The 16,739-nt window shown below is 62.2% G+C and carries 18 protein-coding genes; 17 read left to right on the top strand and 1 reads right to left on the bottom strand.

Going from position 1 to position 16,739, the window contains the following annotated elements; genetic code table 11:
• Nucleotides 1-12: 12 nt before the first annotated feature.
• From FBY31_RS07590 to FBY31_RS23545, 6 genes are all read left to right on the top strand, one after another.
• Entirely contained in the window at nt 13-3,912 is a 3,900-nt protein-coding gene (locus FBY31_RS07590; protein WP_142038821.1) for a DNA-directed RNA polymerase subunit beta', read from the top strand.
• A gap of 350 nt (nt 3,913-4,262) precedes the next feature.
• Complete coding sequence (gene rpsL / locus FBY31_RS07585) at nt 4,263-4,637, top strand: 30S ribosomal protein S12 (protein ID WP_018773658.1); 375 nt, start codon at nt 4,263-4,265, stop codon at nt 4,635-4,637.
• A gap of 1 nt (nt 4,638) precedes the next feature.
• Complete coding sequence (rpsG, locus tag FBY31_RS07580; protein ID WP_026531948.1) at nt 4,639-5,109, top strand: 30S ribosomal protein S7; 471 nt, start codon at nt 4,639-4,641, stop codon at nt 5,107-5,109.
• Nucleotides 5,110-5,178: 69 nt separating this feature from the next.
• Nucleotides 5,179-7,293 carry an elongation factor G gene (gene fusA / locus FBY31_RS07575; RefSeq protein WP_142038818.1) on the top strand — a complete coding sequence of 705 codons (2,115 nt, stop codon included), beginning with the start codon at nt 5,179-5,181 and terminating at the stop codon, nt 7,291-7,293.
• Between the two features lie 262 nt (nt 7,294-7,555).
• On the top strand, nt 7,556-8,746 hold the full coding sequence (gene tuf, locus FBY31_RS07570; protein WP_142038816.1) for an elongation factor Tu: 1,191 nt from the start codon (nt 7,556-7,558) through the stop codon (nt 8,744-8,746).
• A gap of 101 nt (nt 8,747-8,847) precedes the next feature.
• Entirely contained in the window at nt 8,848-8,973 is a 126-nt protein-coding gene (locus tag FBY31_RS23545) for a hypothetical protein (RefSeq protein ID WP_255470686.1), read from the top strand.
• A gap of 9 nt (nt 8,974-8,982) precedes the next feature.
• Here FBY31_RS23545 and FBY31_RS07565 read toward each other — a convergent pair whose 3' ends face one another.
• On the bottom strand, nt 8,983-10,419 hold the full coding sequence (locus FBY31_RS07565; protein ID WP_142038813.1) for a GH1 family beta-glucosidase: 1,437 nt from the start codon (nt 10,417-10,419) through the stop codon (nt 8,983-8,985).
• A 397-nt stretch (nt 10,420-10,816) separates the two neighbouring features.
• On the opposite strand from FBY31_RS07565, the gene rpsJ reads away from it, so the two are divergent.
• Genes rpsJ through rpsQ form a run of 11 tightly spaced genes read left to right on the top strand, consistent with a single transcriptional unit; the run spans nt 10,817 to nt 16,175 of the window.
• Entirely contained in the window at nt 10,817-11,125 is a 309-nt protein-coding gene (rpsJ, locus tag FBY31_RS07560; RefSeq protein WP_043119398.1) for a 30S ribosomal protein S10, read from the top strand.
• 17 nt (nt 11,126-11,142) lie between these two features.
• Entirely contained in the window at nt 11,143-11,793 is a 651-nt protein-coding gene (gene rplC, locus FBY31_RS07555) for a 50S ribosomal protein L3 (RefSeq protein ID WP_013601833.1), read from the top strand.
• Between the two features lie 4 nt (nt 11,794-11,797).
• Entirely contained in the window at nt 11,798-12,421 is a 624-nt protein-coding gene (gene rplD, locus FBY31_RS07550; RefSeq protein WP_142038810.1) for a 50S ribosomal protein L4, read from the top strand.
• A complete protein-coding gene (rplW, locus tag FBY31_RS07545) occupies nt 12,418-12,723 on the top strand; it encodes a 50S ribosomal protein L23 (protein WP_011692807.1) in 306 nt (101 codons plus the stop codon). The genes rplD and rplW overlap by 4 nt, the downstream gene beginning before the upstream one ends.
• A 29-nt stretch (nt 12,724-12,752) precedes the next feature.
• On the top strand, nt 12,753-13,592 hold the full coding sequence (gene rplB / locus FBY31_RS07540; protein ID WP_142038807.1) for a 50S ribosomal protein L2: 840 nt from the start codon (nt 12,753-12,755) through the stop codon (nt 13,590-13,592).
• 12 nt (nt 13,593-13,604) lie between these two features.
• Nucleotides 13,605-13,886, top strand: coding sequence for a 30S ribosomal protein S19 (gene rpsS / locus FBY31_RS07535; protein WP_011692805.1), 282 nt, complete (start codon nt 13,605-13,607; stop codon nt 13,884-13,886).
• A 38-nt stretch (nt 13,887-13,924) separates the two neighbouring features.
• Complete coding sequence (rplV, locus tag FBY31_RS07530) at nt 13,925-14,290, top strand: 50S ribosomal protein L22 (protein ID WP_009358304.1); 366 nt, start codon at nt 13,925-13,927, stop codon at nt 14,288-14,290.
• Nucleotides 14,291-15,124: a 30S ribosomal protein S3 gene (gene rpsC, locus FBY31_RS07525; protein ID WP_142038804.1), complete on the top strand. Its 834-nt coding sequence runs from the start codon at nt 14,291-14,293 to the stop codon at nt 15,122-15,124.
• Nucleotides 15,125-15,541, top strand: coding sequence for a 50S ribosomal protein L16 (rplP, locus tag FBY31_RS07520; RefSeq protein ID WP_050054315.1), 417 nt, complete (start codon nt 15,125-15,127; stop codon nt 15,539-15,541).
• A gap of 2 nt (nt 15,542-15,543) precedes the next feature.
• A complete protein-coding gene (gene rpmC / locus FBY31_RS23670) occupies nt 15,544-15,873 on the top strand; it encodes a 50S ribosomal protein L29 (RefSeq protein ID WP_013601828.1) in 330 nt (109 codons plus the stop codon).
• A complete protein-coding gene (rpsQ, locus tag FBY31_RS07510; RefSeq protein ID WP_091415064.1) occupies nt 15,870-16,175 on the top strand; it encodes a 30S ribosomal protein S17 in 306 nt (101 codons plus the stop codon). The genes rpmC and rpsQ overlap by 4 nt, the downstream gene beginning before the upstream one ends.
• Nucleotides 16,176-16,739 lie beyond the last annotated feature (564 nt).

Here is a 16,739-nt window from a genome sequence, read left to right as displayed (position 1 = left end):
AACAGGGACCATATGTCCAGCGAATCCTCCTTCGGCCTCATGCAAATCGGCCTTGCCACCGCGGAAGACATCCGCGGCTGGTCTTACGGCGAGGTCAAGAAGCCGGAAACCATCAACTACCGCACCCTCAAGCCCGAGAAGGACGGCCTCTTCTGCGAGAAGATCTTCGGCCCGTCCCGGGACTGGGAGTGCTACTGCGGCAAGTACAAGCGCGTGCGCTTCAAGGGCATCATCTGTGAGCGTTGTGGCGTTGAGGTCACGCGCGCAAAGGTACGCCGCGAACGCATGGGCCACATCGAGCTGGCCGCTCCCGTCACGCACATCTGGTACTTCAAGGGTGTTCCCTCCCGCCTGGGCTACCTCCTTGACCTGGCACCGAAGGACCTCGAGAAGGTCATCTACTTCGCTGCCTACATGATCACCAGCGTTGACGAGGCTGCCCGCCACGAGGAACTGCCCAACCTGCAGGTTGAGCACGACATCGAGAAGAAGCAGCTGATCGACAACCGCGACGGCGACATCGCCGCCATCGCCCGCGACCTTGAAGGCGAGATTGCCCGCCTTGAAGGTGAAGGCGCCAAGGCTGCGGACAAGAAGAAGGCCCGCGACTCCGCCGACCGCCAGATGGCCAACGTGCGCAAGCGCGCCGACGCCGACATCGAGCGCCTCGAGCAGGTCTGGGACCGCTTCAAGAACCTCAAGGTCGCGGACCTCGAAGGTGACGAAGGCCTGTACCGCGAGCTGCGTGACCGCTACGGCATGTACTTCGAAGGCTCCATGGGTGCCGAAGCCATCAAGAAGCGCCTTGAAGGCTTCGACATGCAGGCCGAGTCCGACCTGCTGCGTGAGGTCATTGCCACCGGCAAGGGCCAGCGCAAGACCCGTGCCCTCAAGCGCCTGAAGGTGGTCAACGCGTTCCTGACCACCAACAACAGCCCGCTTGGCATGGTCCTGGACGCCGTCCCGGTGATCCCGCCGGAACTGCGCCCCATGGTCCAGCTGGACGGCGGCCGCTTCGCGACCTCCGACCTCAACGACCTGTACCGCCGTGTGATCAACCGCAACAACCGCCTCAAGCGCCTGCTTGACCTGGGTGCTCCGGAGATCATCGTCAACAACGAGAAGCGCATGCTTCAGGAAGCTGTTGACAGCCTCTTCGACAACGGCCGCCGCGGCCGTCCGGTCACCGGACCGGGCAACCGCCCCCTGAAGTCCCTGAGCGACATGCTCAAGGGCAAGCAGGGCCGTTTCCGCCAGAACCTCCTTGGCAAGCGCGTGGACTACTCCGGCCGTTCGGTCATCGTCGTCGGCCCGCAGCTGAAGCTGCACCAGTGCGGCCTGCCCAAGCAGATGGCGCTGGAGCTCTTCAAGCCGTTCGTGATGAAGCGCCTGGTTGACCTCAACCACGCCCAGAACATCAAGTCGGCCAAGCGCATGGTGGAGCGTTACCGTCCGCAGGTCTGGGACGTGCTCGAAGAGATCATCACCGAACACCCGGTGCTGCTCAACCGTGCACCTACCCTGCACCGCCTCGGCATCCAGGCGTTCGAGCCGCAGCTTGTTGAAGGCAAGGCCATCCAGCTTCACCCGCTGGTGTGTGGCGCGTTCAACGCTGACTTCGACGGCGACCAGATGGCAGTCCACCTGCCGCTGAGCCCCGAAGCCCAGGCTGAGGCCCGCATCCTGATGCTGTCCTCGAACAACATCCTGAAGCCCTCTGACGGGCGCCCGGTCACCCTGCCCTCGCAGGATATGATCATCGGCCTCTACCACCTGACCACCAAGCGCAAGGGTTCGGCCGGCGAAGGCCGCATCTTCGGCTCGGTCGCCGAGGCCATCATGGCGTTCGACGCCCGCGAGTTGCACCTGAACTCGCAGGTCAAGATCCGCCTCGAAGGCTTCGTCCCGTACGCCGGCTGGGAAGCTCCGGAAGGCTGGGAGCAGGGTCAGCCCGCGCTCGTCCAGACCTCCCTGGGCCAGGTCCTCTTCAACGAGACCCTGCCCGAGGACTACCCCTGGGTTGAGGCTGTTGCCGACAAGGGCGAACTGTCCCGCATCGTCAACGACCTCGCTGAGCGCTACCCGAAGGTTGTTACCGCTGCAACGCTGGATAACCTGAAGGATTCCGGTTTCTACTGGGCTACCCGATCAGGCGTCACCGTTGCCATCTCCGACATCGAGGTTCCGGCTGCAAAGCCGCAGATCCTCGCCGGTTACGAGGAGCGGGCTGCCAAGATCCAGGGCCAGTACGACAAGGGCCTGATCGACGACGACGAGCGTCGCCAGGAACTGATCGAGATCTGGAACAAGGCAACCAACGAGATCGCCCAGGCGATGCGTGACAGCCTGTCGCCGATGAACACCATCAACCGCATGGTGTCCTCCGGTGCACGTGGTAACTGGATGCAGGTCCGCCAGATCGCGGGTATCCGTGGCCTGGTGGCCAACCCGAAGGGTGAAATCATCCCGCGTCCCATCAAGTCCTCCTACCGTGAGGGTCTGTCGGTGCTGGAGTACTTCATCGCCACCCACGGCGCCCGTAAGGGTCTGGCTGACACCGCTCTGCGTACCGCCAACTCGGGTTACCTGACCCGTCGTCTGGTGGACGTGTCCCAGGACGTCATCGTCCGTGAAGAGGACTGCGGCACCGAGCGTGGCCTGGTCACGCCCATCGCCGTCGCCGATTCCAACGGTGAGCTGGTCCTGGACGAGAACGTCGAGAACAGTGCCTACGCCCGTACGCTCGCCGTCGACGTCGTGGACTCCGAGGGCAACGTCCTCGCAGCCGGCGGCACCGACTGCGGTGACGTGGTGATCGCTGAGCTGTTCAAGGCAGGCATCACCGAGGTCAAGGTCCGCTCCGTACTCACCTGTGAGTCCAGCGTCGGTACCTGCGCCCTGTGCTACGGCCGTTCGCTGGCCACCGGCAAGACCGTGGACATCGGCGAGGCCGTGGGCATCATCGCCGCACAGTCCATCGGTGAGCCCGGTACCCAGCTGACCATGCGTACGTTCCACACCGGTGGTGCTGTTTCCGCCAGCGGCGGCGACGACATCACCCAGGGTCTGCCCCGTATCCAGGAGCTCTTCGAAGCCCGTACTCCGAAGGGTGTTGCACCGATTGCAGAAGCAGCCGGCCGCATCGCCATCGAAGAGTCCGAGCGCCAGATGCGCCTGGTCATCACTCCCGATGACGGAACCGAAGAGATCGCTTACCCGGTCCTGCGCCGTTCACGCCTGCTGATCGAGGATGGCGACCACGTCACCGTCGGCCAGAAGCTGATCAACGGGCCGGTCGATCCCAAGCAGGTCCTGCGCATCATGGGTCCGCGTGCGGCACAGAAGTTCCTGGTGGACGAGGTCCAGGGCGTGTACCGCAGCCAGGGCATCGGTATCCACGACAAGCACGTCGAGGTTATCGTGCGCCAGATGCTGCGCCGCGTCACGGTCATCGAGTCCGGCGAATCGGACCTGCTGCCCGGCGAGCTCGCCGAGCGCAGCCGCTTCGAGGAGGCCAACCGCCGCGTTGTGTCCGAGGGCAAGACTCCGGCTTCCGGACGTCCTGAGCTCATGGGTATCACCAAGGCGTCCCTGGCCACCGAGTCCTGGCTGTCCGCAGCTTCCTTCCAGGAGACCACCCGCGTCCTGACGCAGGCGGCCATGGAAGGCAAGAGCGACCCGCTGCTCGGCCTCAAGGAGAACGTCATCATCGGTAAGCTGATCCCGGCCGGCACGGGCCTCCCGCGCTACACGGAGGTCACCGTGGAGCCCACTGAAGAAGCGAAGGCCAACCTGTTCACCGGCCCCAGCGCGTTCAGTGACTTCTCCTACGACACCCTGGGCGGCGACGGAGCTCCTGAGTTCCACGCCATCCCGCTGGATGACTACGACCTCGGCAACGACTTCCGGTAGGCATCCCTCGGACGGCCCCGTTTCCCCTCCGCCACGCTTTTTGGCGCAGGGGAGACGGGGCCTTTCGTATACACCCAATTAAGCCGCAGGATCAAGCCGTGCTAGAATTTTGGTAATTGTTTGTGTGGCAGTGGATGAAGGCCGCCGCAGCATCATTTTGGTTTTGTTCTCATGATGTTGGGTGTGAGCTTGTTTCCGGGTTGCGGGCTAGATGCGCAACGAATGCCACGCTTTTGCACGCCTAAGTTCGATCCTGGACATAGAGGCTGCAGGAACAACGCCAAAATCGGTGCAGGGACGGTTGACGCCTCGATGCGCCGGTAGAGATCAAACCAACGGAGAACACGAGAGTGCCTACGATTAACCAGCTGGTCCGTAAGGGCCGCACGCCGAAGGTCAAGAAGACCAAGGCCCCCGCGCTTAACGGCAGCCCGATGCGCCGCGGTGTATGCACCCGCGTTTACACCACCACCCCGAAGAAGCCGAACTCGGCTCTGCGTAAGGTGGCACGTGTGCGCCTCAACGGCGGCATTGAAGTCACCGCTTACATCCCCGGTGTTGGCCACAACCTCCAGGAGCACTCCATTGTGCTCGTCCGCGGTGGTCGTGTGAAGGACCTCCCGGGTGTCCGCTACAAGATCGTCCGTGGCGCCCTCGATACCCAGGGTGTCAAGAACCGTAAGCAGGCCCGCAGCCGCTACGGCGCAAAGATGGAGAAGAAGTAATATGCCTCGCAAGGGTCCGGCCCCCAAGCGGCCGCTCGTACTAGATCCCGTTTACGGCTCCCCGCTGGTTACCCAGCTCATCAACAAGGTGCTCGTTGACGGCAAGAAGTCCACGGCAGAGCGCATCGTCTACGGTGCCCTCGAAGGCGCCCGCGCCAAGTCCGGCGGCGACCCCGTAGCAGCCCTCAAGAAGGCCATGGACAACGTCAAGCCTTCCCTCGAGGTCCGCTCACGCCGCGTCGGCGGCGCCACCTACCAGGTTCCGGTCGAGGTCAAGCCGGGCCGCTCCACCGCACTCGCCCTGCGCTGGCTGGTCGGCTACTCCAAGGCCCGCCGCGAAAAGACGATGACCGAGCGCCTCCAGAACGAAATCCTGGATGCCTCCAACGGTCTCGGTGCCGCTGTGAAGCGTCGCGAAGACACCCACAAGATGGCCGAGTCCAACAAGGCCTTCGCACACTACCGCTGGTAATACTTCCCGGACGCCGCCGGCTCTCACGGGCCGGCGGCGAACGTGTAGTCCATCCGAAAGGGAGACACCGTGGCACAGGACGTGCTTACCGACCTTAGTAAGGTCCGCAACATCGGCATCATGGCCCACATTGATGCCGGCAAGACCACCACCACCGAGCGCATCCTGTTCTACACGGGTGTGAACCACAAGATCGGCGAAACGCACGACGGCGCTTCGACGACCGACTGGATGGAACAGGAAAAGGAACGCGGCATCACCATCACGTCTGCCGCCGTGACCTGCTTCTGGGAAAACAACCAGATCAACATCATCGACACCCCCGGCCACGTTGACTTCACCGTTGAGGTTGAGCGCTCCCTGCGCGTCCTCGACGGTGCCGTCGCCGTCTTCGATGGCAAGGAAGGCGTTGAGCCGCAGTCTGAGACCGTTTGGCGCCAGGCTGACAAGTACAACGTTCCGCGCATCTGCTTCGTCAACAAGATGGACAAGCTCGGTGCCGACTTCTACTTCACCGTAGACACCATCATCAGCCGCCTGGGTGCCAAGCCGCTCGTTATGCAGCTGCCCATCGGTGCCGAGAACGACTTCATCGGCGTCGTGGACCTGCTCTACATGCGTGCCCTGGTGTGGCCCGGCGATGCCAAGGGTGACGTCACCATGGGTGCGAAGTACGAGATCCGCGAGATCCCGGCTGACCTCCAGGAAAAGGCCGAAGAGTACCGCGCGAACCTCGTTGAGGCCGTCGCAGAGTCCTCCGAGGAACTCATGGAGAAGTACCTCGAGGGTGAAGAAATCTCGATCGACGAGCTCAAGGCCGGCATCCGCAAGATGACGATCAACTCCGAGCTCTACCCGATCTTCTGCGGTTCCGCGTTCAAGAACCGTGGCGTTCAGCCCATGCTCGATGCAGTTGTGGACTACCTGCCGAACCCGCTCGACGTCCCCCCGATGGTCGGCCACGATCCTCGCGACGAAGAGAAGGAACTGACCCGCAAGCCTTCCTCTGAAGAGCCGTTCTCCGCACTGGCCTTCAAGATTGCAGCACACCCCTTCTTCGGCCAGCTCACCTTCATCCGCGTGTACTCCGGTCACGTGGAAGCAGGCGCCCAGGTGGTCAACTCCACCAAGGGCAAGAAGGAGCGCATCGGCAAGCTGTTCCAGATGCACGCCAACAAGGAAATGCCTGTTGAGGGCGCTACCGCCGGCCACATCTACGCAGCCATCGGTCTGAAGGACACCACCACGGGTGACACCCTGTGCGACTCCGCCAACCAGATCGTCCTCGAGTCCATGAGCTTCCCGGAGCCCGTGATCTCGGTTGCCATCGAGCCGAACACCAAGGGTGACCAGGAGAAGCTCTCCACGGCCATCCAGAAGCTCTCCGCTGAGGACCCCACCTTCCAGGTGTCCCTCAACGAAGACACCGGCCAGACCATCATCGCCGGCATGGGCGAGCTCCACCTGGACATCCTGGTGGACCGCATGCGCCGCGAATTCAAGGTCGAGGCAAACGTGGGCAAGCCCCAGGTTGCTTACCGCGAAACCATCAAGCGCGCCGTCGAACGCCACGACTACACGCACAAGAAGCAGACCGGTGGTTCAGGCCAGTTCGCAAAGATCCAGATCGCGATCGAGCCGATGGACACCTCCGAGGGCGAGCTGTACGAGTTCGAGAACAAGGTCACCGGTGGCCGCGTTCCCCGCGAGTACATCCCGTCGGTGGACGCCGGTATCCAGGATGCGCTGAACGACGGCGTCCTGGCCGGTTACCCGGTTGTCGGCATCAAGGCCACGCTGATTGACGGCGCGTACCACGATGTTGACTCCTCGGAAATGGCGTTCAAGATCGCCGGCCGTATGGCTTTCAAAGAAGCCGCACGCAAGGCGAACCCGGTTCTGCTCGAACCGCTGATGGATGTCGAGGTCCGCACCCCTGAGGAATACATGGGTGAAGTTATCGGTGACCTCAACTCCCGCCGTGGCCAGATGCAGTCCATGGAAGATGCACAGGGCGTCAAGGTCATCCGTGCGCACGTTCCGCTGTCCGGCATGTTCGGCTACATCGGCGACCTGCGTTCCAAGACCCAGGGCCGCGCTGTGTACTCCATGACGTTCAACAGCTACGCCGAGGTCCCGAAGGCAGTTGCCGACGAGATCATCCAGAAGACCCGCGGCGAATAGTCTTCGGACTTTCGCAGCGAACAAATTCGGGTGCGCTTGCCGGTAACGGAAAGCACAGCCGGTGCAGGTGGCCGGGTCCGGCCGGATCCATCCGGTCAAGCCGGGTCCCGGCCATCTGCACGAACAGGCTTTGGGGACTAGTATTAGTTCCTGAATCTGCAATTTCACCAATCCAAAGCCCCCCAAGTAGACTTACCTGAGTTTCTGCCGCGACAAGCGCGGTTGAAGGGTATGTCATTTGAAAACGTTCTAGGAGGAACCTGTGGCAAAGGCAAAGTTCGAGCGGACTAAGCCGCACGTTAACATCGGCACCATTGGTCACGTTGACCACGGTAAGACGACGTTGACGGCCGCCATTTCCAAGGTGCTGTACGACAAGTACCCGACTCTCAACGAGAAGCGTGACTTCGCGTCAATCGACTCTGCTCCCGAAGAGCGTCAGCGCGGCATTACCATCAACATCTCCCACGTTGAGTACCAGACCGAGAAGCGCCACTACGCACACGTAGACGCCCCCGGTCACGCTGACTACATCAAGAACATGATCACCGGTGCTGCCCAGATGGACGGTGCAATCCTCGTGGTTGCCGCCACTGACGGCCCGATGGCTCAGACCCGCGAGCACGTTCTGCTCGCCCGCCAGGTTGGTGTTCCCTACCTGCTGGTTGCCCTGAACAAGGCCGACATGGTTGACGACGAAGAGCTCCTCGACCTCGTCGAAATGGAAGTTCGTGAGCTCCTGAGCTCACAGGGCTTCGATGGCGACGAAGCACCGGTTGTCCGCGTTTCCGGCCTCAAGGCACTGGAAGGCGACCCGGAGTGGGTCAAGTCCGTTGAGGAACTGATGGCCGCCGTGGACGAGTCCGTTCCGGACCCCGTTCGTGACCGCGACAAGCCGTTCCTGATGCCGATCGAAGACGTCTTCACCATCACCGGCCGTGGCACCGTTGTTACGGGCCGCGCCGAGCGTGGAACCCTCGCCATCAACTCCGAGGTCGAGATCGTCGGCATCCGCCCGGTCCAGAAGACCACGGTTACCGGTATCGAGATGTTCCACAAGCAGCTCGACGAAGCATGGGCCGGCGAGAACTGTGGCCTCCTGCTCCGCGGTCTGAAGCGCGACGATGTCGAGCGTGGCCAGGTTGTCGTCAAGCCGGGTTCCATCACCCCGCACACCGACTTCGAGGCTAACGTCTACATCCTCTCCAAGGACGAAGGCGGACGTCACAACCCGTTCTACTCCAACTACCGCCCGCAGTTCTACTTCCGCACCACGGACGTAACCGGCGTTATCACCCTGCCCGAGGGCACGGAAATGGTTATGCCTGGCGACAACACTGAGATGACCGTTGCGCTCATCCAGCCCATCGCTATGGAAGAGGGCCTCGGCTTCGCAATCCGCGAAGGCGGCCGCACCGTTGGTTCAGGACGTGTTACCAAGATCATCAAGTAATTCTTGCTGAACTGAAGGACGGCCCCGCTGCTGCTGCAGCGGGGCCGTTCTTTTTGTTTAACCACTCCCTGATACTCTTGCTGGACTGAAAGGAGTTCATCATGGGATGGCTTATTTTCCTGATCATCGCGGTTGCGGTGGTGGCCGGTGTGTTCTGGGCCAAGAAGCACTTCCGCCACGAGATTGACCGCGCCAAGCGGATTAACCGGGCGAACAAGAACCAGTAGGCAGGGCGGCTAGCCCCGCAGCGCCCGGCGTGCCTTGCTCAAGTCCTGGTACCAGTAGAACGACTGCTTGGGCGTCCGCTCCAATGTCTCGAAGTCCACGTGGACCAAGCCGAAGCGCTGCGAGTACCCCGCGGCCCATTCGAAGTTGTCCATCAGGGTCCACACGTAGTAGCCCCGCAGGTCCACACCCGATGCTGGGCCGCCGGGAGACGTTGCATCCAGCGCAGCCCGCAGGTGCGACGAAATGTAGTGCACCCGGTCCTCGTCCTGGAGGGGGCCGGACACCTGGTCAGGTTCGGGGAAACTGGCTCCGCCTTCTGTGATGTACACCGGGGGCAGCGCTTCCCCGTACCGGTCCTGCATTTCCGTCAGCAGGACGCCGAGGTGGTCGGGAGCCACCGGCCAGCCGAATCCGGTGCTGCTGTACTCGGGATACCCCAGTTCGTGGAAGGGGAGCCGGGCCACGGCCATGTGCGTATCGGCCGGAATGGGCGTCACGCCGCGGCCCAGCGCAACCTTCACCGGGAAGTAGTAATTGAGGCCGTAGAAATCCAGCGGTTGGTGGATGGTGCGCAGGTCTGCATCGGAGATCCGGCCGATGGACCGCAGCCACGGCCTGGCATACAGCGGCAGGCTCGGGTAGCGGCCCAGCAGCACCGGGTCGGCGTAGATCCTGTTCATCAGCAGGTCGTACATCCGGGCCACCAGCCTGTCCCCGGGCTTCTTCGTGGCTGGCCGGACCGGCGAGTGCAGGTTGGTGACTCCCACATCCCCCTTGACGCCGGCAGCACGAAGCGCCTGCGTACCGAGCCCGTGGGCAAGCAGCTGGTGGTGGATGGATGGAAGGGCGTCAAACATCAGGGCATGGCCCGGGGCGTGGACGCCCAGGGCGTAACCGTTCAGCGTGACCGAGACCGGTTCATTGAGCGTGACCCACTGGGCCACGCGGTCCCCGTACCGTTGCCCCGCGGCAGCGGCATAGTCACCGAACCGTTCGGCTGTTTCGCGGTTCATCCAGCCGCCGCGGTGTTCCAGGGGCAGGGGAGTGTCCCAGTGATAGAGCGTGGCCATGGGGGAGATCCCGGCTTCAAGGAGCTGATCGATCAGCCGGTCGTAGAAATCCAGCCCCTCCGCGTTGAACCTTCCCCGGCCCTCCGGCTGGATCCTCGGCCAGGACAAGGAGAAACGGTAGGAGTCTACGCCCAGCTCCTGCAGCAGGGCGATGTCCTCCGGCAGGCGGTTATAGTGGTCGCAGGCCACGGCGGGGGAGTGCCCGTCCATAATGCTTCCGGGCTTCTCGGCGAAGGCGTCCCAACCGGACGGTCCCCGGCCCCCGGCCGTGAGCGCTCCTTCGATCTGGAAGGCGGCAGCGGCCACCCCCAAAGTGAACGACGGCGGCATCCGGCTGGCCAGTTCCGTCACGGATTCGGTGCTTTCCAGCGTCATGCACCTATCATCCGTTCAGGCGTTGCCGTTGGCAATGATGCGTCCATCGGCCCGGGAAAGGGCCGATTCGCTTCTGGAGCCAAGATCCGGCATACTAGATGAGTTGTTCAAGCGCTTCTTCGCGTCCCGATCCGGATAATGCCGGGTGCCAGGGTCCAGGTGGAAGACCAAACATAACCCACTCCCATGGAATAGCGGATTTGTATGCGTGCCAAGCGCGACACGCCCGACCGCGGGGGTCGGTTGCGCCGGCAAGGTGAGGAACCCGGATTCATCCGGATTCAGTTTGTGCGGCGGGTGGTAGTTACGACTTCAAATGCTTCGGCAGCCATACAACGAGAAATGAACAGGGCAGCCCTAATCAGGGGAAGCACAGACTGAAAGAGAGTCAGGCGACATGGCGGGACAAAAAATCCGCATCCGGCTGAAGTCATACGACCACGAGGTCATTGACACTTCAGCACGGAAGATCGTTGAGACGGTCACGCGCGCAGGCGCAACGGTAGTGGGCCCCGTGCCGCTGCCTACGGAGAAGAACGTGTACTGCGTGATCCGCTCTCCGCACAAGTACAAAGACAGCCGCGAGCACTTCGAAATGCGCACGCACAAGCGTCTTATCGACATCATCGATCCCACGCCGAAGGCTGTTGACTCGCTCATGCGTCTCGACCTGCCGGCCGACGTGAACATCGAAATCAAGCTGTAGGGAGGTGCTGAGAGACTATGACCGCAACCCGTAACGTAAAGGGCCTGCTGGGCACGAAGCTCGGCATGACCCAGGTCTGGGACGAGAACAACAAGCTCATCCCCGTCACTGTGGTCCAGGCAGATTCGAACGTCATCACCCAGCTGCGCAACGCAGAAGCTGATGGCTACGTAGCCGTTCAGATCGGCTACGGCCAGATCGATCCCCGCAAGGTCACCAAGCCGCTGGCTGGTCACTTTGAAAAGGCAGGCGTTACGCCTCGCCGCCACGTCGTCGAACTTCGTACCGCAGATGCTGCCGAGTACGAGCTGGGCCAGGAGCTCTCCGTAGAGGTCTTCGAAGCCGGCCAGAAGATCGACGTCATCGGCACCACCAAGGGTAAGGGCTTCGCCGGTGTTATGAAGCGTCACGGCTTCCACGGCGTTGGAGCTTCCCACGGTGCCCACAAGAACCACCGTAAGCCCGGTTCAATCGGTGGCGCATCCACCCCGAGCCGCGTCTTCAAGGGCATGAAAATGGCCGGCCGCATGGGCGCCGTTCGTCACACCACGCTGAACCTGACGGTTCACGCGGTTGACGTCGAGAAGTCGCTGCTCCTTATCAAGGGCGCCGTTCCCGGCGCCCGCGGCCAGGTCGTCCTCGTACGCACCGCCGTGAAGGGAGCCTAGTTCAATGGCTAACACTGTCCAGGTTGACCTGCCTGCAGAGATCTTCGACGTTCAGACCAACGTGCCGCTGCTGCACCAGGTTGTCGTTGCCCAGCTCGCTGCTGCTCGCCAGGGTACCCACAAGACCAAGACCCGCGCTGAAGTTTCCGGTGCAGGACGTAAGCCGTTCAAGCAGAAGGGCACCGGCCGCGCCCGTCAGGGTTCGATCCGCGCTCCGCACATGACCGGTGGTGGCGTTGTCCACGGTCCCACCCCGCGTGACTACAGCCAGCGCACCCCCAAGAAGATGATTGCTGCTGCACTGCGCGGCGCACTGTCTGACCGGGCGCGCAACGGACGCATCCACGTTGTTGCCGAACTGGTTGAGGGCACCAAGCCGTCCGCCAAGACCGCACTCGCAACGCTGCGCGGCGTTTCCGACCGCAAGAACCTGCTGGTTGTCATCGAGCGCGCCAACGACGTTGCTGCACTGTCCGTGCGCAACCTCGCCGGTGTTCACGTTCTGTACTCAGACCAGCTGAACACCTACGACGTTCTCGTGTCTGATGACGTTGTCTTCACCAAGGCTGCCTACGAAGCATTCGTTGCCGGCAAGGCAGTGGCAAAGAACGAGGAGGATGCCAAGTGAGTGCAGCCACCATCAAGGATCCCCGCGACGTCGTGCTTGCGCCCGTCGTATCGGAAAAGAGCTACGGCCTGATCGACGAGGGCAAGTACACCTTCCTGGTGGACCCCCGTTCGAACAAGACCGAGATCAAGCTGGCCGTGGAGAAGATTTTCTCTGTCAAGGTCGAATCGATCAACACCATCAACCGTGCCGGTAAGCGCAAGCGCACCAAATTCGGATGGGGTACCCGCAAGAACACCAAGCGTGCGATTGTCACCCTCAAAGAAGGCACTATCGACATCTTCGGCGGTCCGCTCGCGTAGCGGAGACCACTTTAACGAGGAAATAAATTATGGGAATCCGTAAATACAAGCCGACTACCCCGGGCCGTCGTGGCTCGAGCGTAGCGGACTTCATCGAAATTACGCGGTCGACGCCGGAAAAGTCGTTGGTACGTCCGCTGCCCAAAAAGGGCGGCCGTAACAACACCGGTAAGATCACCACCCGTCACAAGGGTGGCGGACACAAGCGCCAGTACCGTCTGATCGACTTCCGTCGCCACGACAAGGACGGCGTTGACGCCCGCGTTGCTGAAATTGAGTACGATCCGAACCGTACGGCTCGCATCGCCCTCCTGCACTACGTTGATGGCACCAAGCGTTACATCATCGCCCCGAACAAGCTGTCCCAGGGTGACTTCGTAGAGGCAGGTGCCAACGCTGACATCAAGCCTGGCAACAATCTGCCCCTGCGCAACATCCCCGTGGGTACCGTTATCCACGCAGTTGAACTGCGTCCGGGTGGCGGCGCCAAGATGGCCCGTTCCGCCGGTGCCTCTGTTCAGCTTGTCGCCAAGGAAGGCCGCTTCGCCCAGCTGCGTCTGCCTTCCGGTGAAATCCGCAACGTTGACGTGCGCTGCCGCGCAACCGTCGGCGAGGTCGGCAACGCCGAGCAGTCGAACATCAACTGGGGCAAGGCTGGCCGCATGCGCTGGAAGGGCGTCCGCCCGACCGTCCGTGGTGTCGCCATGAACCCGGTTGACCACCCGCACGGTGGTGGCGAGGGTAAGACGTCCGGTGGACGTAACCCCGTCAACCCGAACGGTAAGAGGGAAGGCCGCACGCGCCGCCCCAACAAAGAGAGCGACAAGCTTATTGTTCGTCGCCGTCGTACTGGCAAGAACAAGCGATAGGAGCCTGGACACATGCCACGCAGCCTGAAAAAAGGTCCTTTCGTTGACCAGCACCTCTTTGTGAAGGTGGACAGGGAAAACGAAAAGGGCACCAAGAACGTCATCAAGACCTGGTCCCGCCGTTCGATGATCATCCCCGACATGCTCGGGCACACGATCGCCGTACACGACGGACGCAAGCACATCCCGGTGTTTGTCACTGAGTCGATGGTCGGGCACAAGCTCGGCGAATTCGCACCCACGCGGACATTCCGCGGCCATGTCAAGGACGACCGTAAGGGCAAGCGCCGCTAGGCGCCTGCACTTACGTCAAAGACGAGAGAAGGAAAGCAATGGAAGCCAAGGCAATTGCGCGTCACATCCGCGTAACGCCTATGAAGGCCCGGCGCGTCGTCAACCTTGTTCGTGGATTGCAAGCGAATGAGGCTCTGGCAATTCTGAAGTTTGCCCCGCAGGCAGCTTCGGAGCCGGTATTCAAGGTAGTTCAGTCGGCGATCTCCAACGCCCGGGTCCTCGCGGACCGCGACGGCGTGGCGTTCGACGAAGGCGACCTCATCATCAGCGAAGCGTTTGTTGATGAAGGCCCGACCATGAAGCGGTTCCAGCCGCGTGCCCAGGGTCGTGCATTTCAGATCAAGAAGCGCACCAGCCACATCACCGTGGTAGTCGCTACCCCGGAGAAAGAGGAGGCTCGCTAAGTGGGACAGAAAGTAAACCCGCACGGGTTCCGACTCGGCATCACCACCGATCACGTATCACACTGGTTCGCTGACAGCACCAAGGCCGGCCAGCGGTACAAGGACTTCGTTCGCGAAGACATCCGCATCCGCCAGCTCATGTCCACGGGCATGGAGCGCGCCGGAATCGCCAAGGTTGAGATCGAGCGCACCCGTGACCGTGTCCGCGTGGACATCCACACGGCCCGCCCGGGCATCGTCATCGGCCGCCGTGGAGCAGAAGCAGACCGCATCCGCGGCGAGCTCGAAAAGCTCACCGGCAAGCAGGTCCAGCTGAACATCCTCGAGGTCAAGAACCCCGAGATGGAAGCACAGCTTGTTGCCCAGGGCGTTGCTGAGCAGCTGACTTCACGTGTGGCATTCCGCCGCGCCATGAAGAAGGCCATGCAGTCCGCGCAGCGTGCAGGTGCCAAGGGCATCCGTATCGCCTGCTCCGGTCGACTGGGTGGCGCTGAAATGTCCCGCTCGGAGTTCTACCGCGAAGGCCGTGTGCCCCTGCACACCCTCCGCGCGAACATCGACTACGGCTTCTACGAAGCCAAGACCACCTTCGGCCGCATCGGCGTGAAGGTTTGGATCTACAAGGGTGACGTCACCGCCAAGGAACTGGCCCAGCAGGCCGCTTCCGCCCCGTCCCGTGGCCGCGGTCCCAGCGACCGTCCGGGCCGCCCGGGTGGCGCTGACCGTGGTGACCGCCGCCGTCGCAACGACCGTCCGGCCGCTGACGCAGCTCCTGCTGCCGAAGCTCCGGCAGCTGAAGCTGCTGCTCCCGCGGCAGAAGGAGGACAGGCTTAAATGCTTATCCCACGTCGAGTCAAGCACCGTAAGCAGCACCACCCGGGTCGTTCCGGCGCTGCTACGGGCGGCACCAAGGTCACTTTCGGTGAGTACGGCATCCAGGCCCTGAGCCCGGCATACGTCACGAACCGTCAGATCGAATCCGCCCGTATCGCGATGACCCGCCACATCAAGCGTGGCGGCAAGGTCTGGATCAACATCTACCCGGACCGTCCCCTCACCAAGAAGCCTGCCGAAACCCGCATGGGTTCCGGTAAGGGTTCACCGGAATGGTGGGTCGCAAACGTCAAGCCGGGCCGGGTTCTCTTTGAGATCTCCGGCGTCGAAGAATCGGTAGCACGCGAGGCACTGCGCCTGGCAATCCACAAGCTCCCGTTGAAGGCACGCATTCTGCGTCGCGAAGGTGGTGAATAGAAATGGCAGTAGGATCCAAGGATCTGGCTCCCGCACAGCTGGACGGTTTCGACAACGAGCGTCTCGTTGAAGAACTCCGCAAGGCCAAGGAAGAGCTGTTCAACCTGCGTTTCCAGTCCGCCACCGGACAGCTGGAGAACCACGGACGGCTGCGCGCGGTAAAGAAGGACATCGCCCGCATCTACACCGTTCTCCGTGAGCGCGAGCTGGGCATTCGTGCTGAGGTTGCCGCACCTGTTGTGGAAGCCAAAGAAGAGAAGAAGTCCAAGAAGGCTGCAACCAAGAAGGCCGAGCCGGCTGAAACGGTTGAGACCGAGGAGGATGCCAAGTGAGTGAAAAGGACCAGAACGTGACCGAAACTGCTACCGCAGCCACGGCTGAGCAGCGCGGTTACCGCAAGACGCGTCGCGGCTACGTGGTCTCGGACAAGATGGAAAAGACCATCGTTGTCCAGGTTGAAGACCGCGTGAAGCACGCGCTGTACGGCAAGGTTATCCGCCGTACCTCCAAGGTCAAGGCCCACGACGAAGAGAACACCGCCGGCATCGGCGACCTCGTTGTCATCGCCGAGACCCGTCCGCTGTCCGCCACGAAGAACTGGCGGCTCGTGGAAATCCTCGAGAAGGCCAAGTAGCACCTGCTGCTTAGCCGGAAGCCCCTGCTCACTCGGAGCGGGGGCTTCCTCGTTTAACCGGCTTGCCTCAACGCTCTCTCACTTAACACCGGTTTTTGGGCCAACGCTGTCTCACTGCGCTAAGGAAAGCGAGTGAGCGTCAGCCGAAAAGCCGCATCGAGTGAGAGAGCGTCCCCATATTTTTGGTGGGAGGTGATGGGGCGACTGACGCTGTCAGGGTGGCCCACTTTTTGCGGGGCGGACGACGGCGGCCGGGCGTCTTTCCGGGGGGAGCGGCACCAAAGGTGGGCCAAAAGGCTGCCGTGCGTGACGACGTCGTCCGTCTTGCGGGGGAGCCCCGGCGGTGATATGGGGATGGGCGGAAAACGTGCTAGGATATTGAGTTTGTATGGCGCCTTCCGCGCGCCGTCATCAAACTCGTAAACAAGCGTGCCACGGCATAGTGCCCCCTTGCGCCCAGGACCTGTCCTGGACCGGATGGGAGCAACTGCTTCTGGCACGGGCGTTTAGGCCTGGTCTGGCAAAATCCAGGCAGGTCAAGAGACACCCCGATCAACCGTTCCG

Source organism: Arthrobacter sp. SLBN-100, from assembly GCF_006715305.1.
Lineage (GTDB): Bacteria > Actinomycetota > Actinomycetes > Actinomycetales > Micrococcaceae > Arthrobacter.
Note: the sequence above shows the minus strand (reverse complement) of the source record. Positions and strands in the feature narration are given on the sequence as shown.

Bases quoted from the DNA above. Each gene is read 5' to 3' on its own strand.
- rplC (WP_013601833.1), top strand. From the start codon at position 11,143: ATGACCGCAACCCGTAACGTAAAGGGCCTGCTGGGCACGAAGCTCGGC.
- rpmC (WP_013601828.1), top strand. From the start codon at position 15,544: ATGGCAGTAGGATCCAAGGATCTGGCTCCCGCACAGCTGGACGGTTTC.
- FBY31_RS23545 (WP_255470686.1), top strand. From the start codon at position 8,848: ATGGGATGGCTTATTTTCCTGATCATCGCGGTTGCGGTGGTGGCCGGT.
- rpsJ (WP_043119398.1), top strand. From the start codon at position 10,817: ATGGCGGGACAAAAAATCCGCATCCGGCTGAAGTCATACGACCACGAG.
- rpsG (WP_026531948.1), top strand. From the start codon at position 4,639: ATGCCTCGCAAGGGTCCGGCCCCCAAGCGGCCGCTCGTACTAGATCCC.
- rplD (WP_142038810.1), top strand. From the start codon at position 11,798: ATGGCTAACACTGTCCAGGTTGACCTGCCTGCAGAGATCTTCGACGTT.
- FBY31_RS07565 (WP_142038813.1), bottom strand. From the start codon at position 10,419: ATGACGCTGGAAAGCACCGAATCCGTGACGGAACTGGCCAGCCGGATG.
- rpsS (WP_011692805.1), top strand. From the start codon at position 13,605: ATGCCACGCAGCCTGAAAAAAGGTCCTTTCGTTGACCAGCACCTCTTT.
- rplV (WP_009358304.1), top strand. From the start codon at position 13,925: ATGGAAGCCAAGGCAATTGCGCGTCACATCCGCGTAACGCCTATGAAG.
- rplB (WP_142038807.1), top strand. From the start codon at position 12,753: ATGGGAATCCGTAAATACAAGCCGACTACCCCGGGCCGTCGTGGCTCG.
- rplP (WP_050054315.1), top strand. From the start codon at position 15,125: ATGCTTATCCCACGTCGAGTCAAGCACCGTAAGCAGCACCACCCGGGT.
- FBY31_RS07590 (WP_142038821.1), top strand. From the start codon at position 13: ATGTCCAGCGAATCCTCCTTCGGCCTCATGCAAATCGGCCTTGCCACC.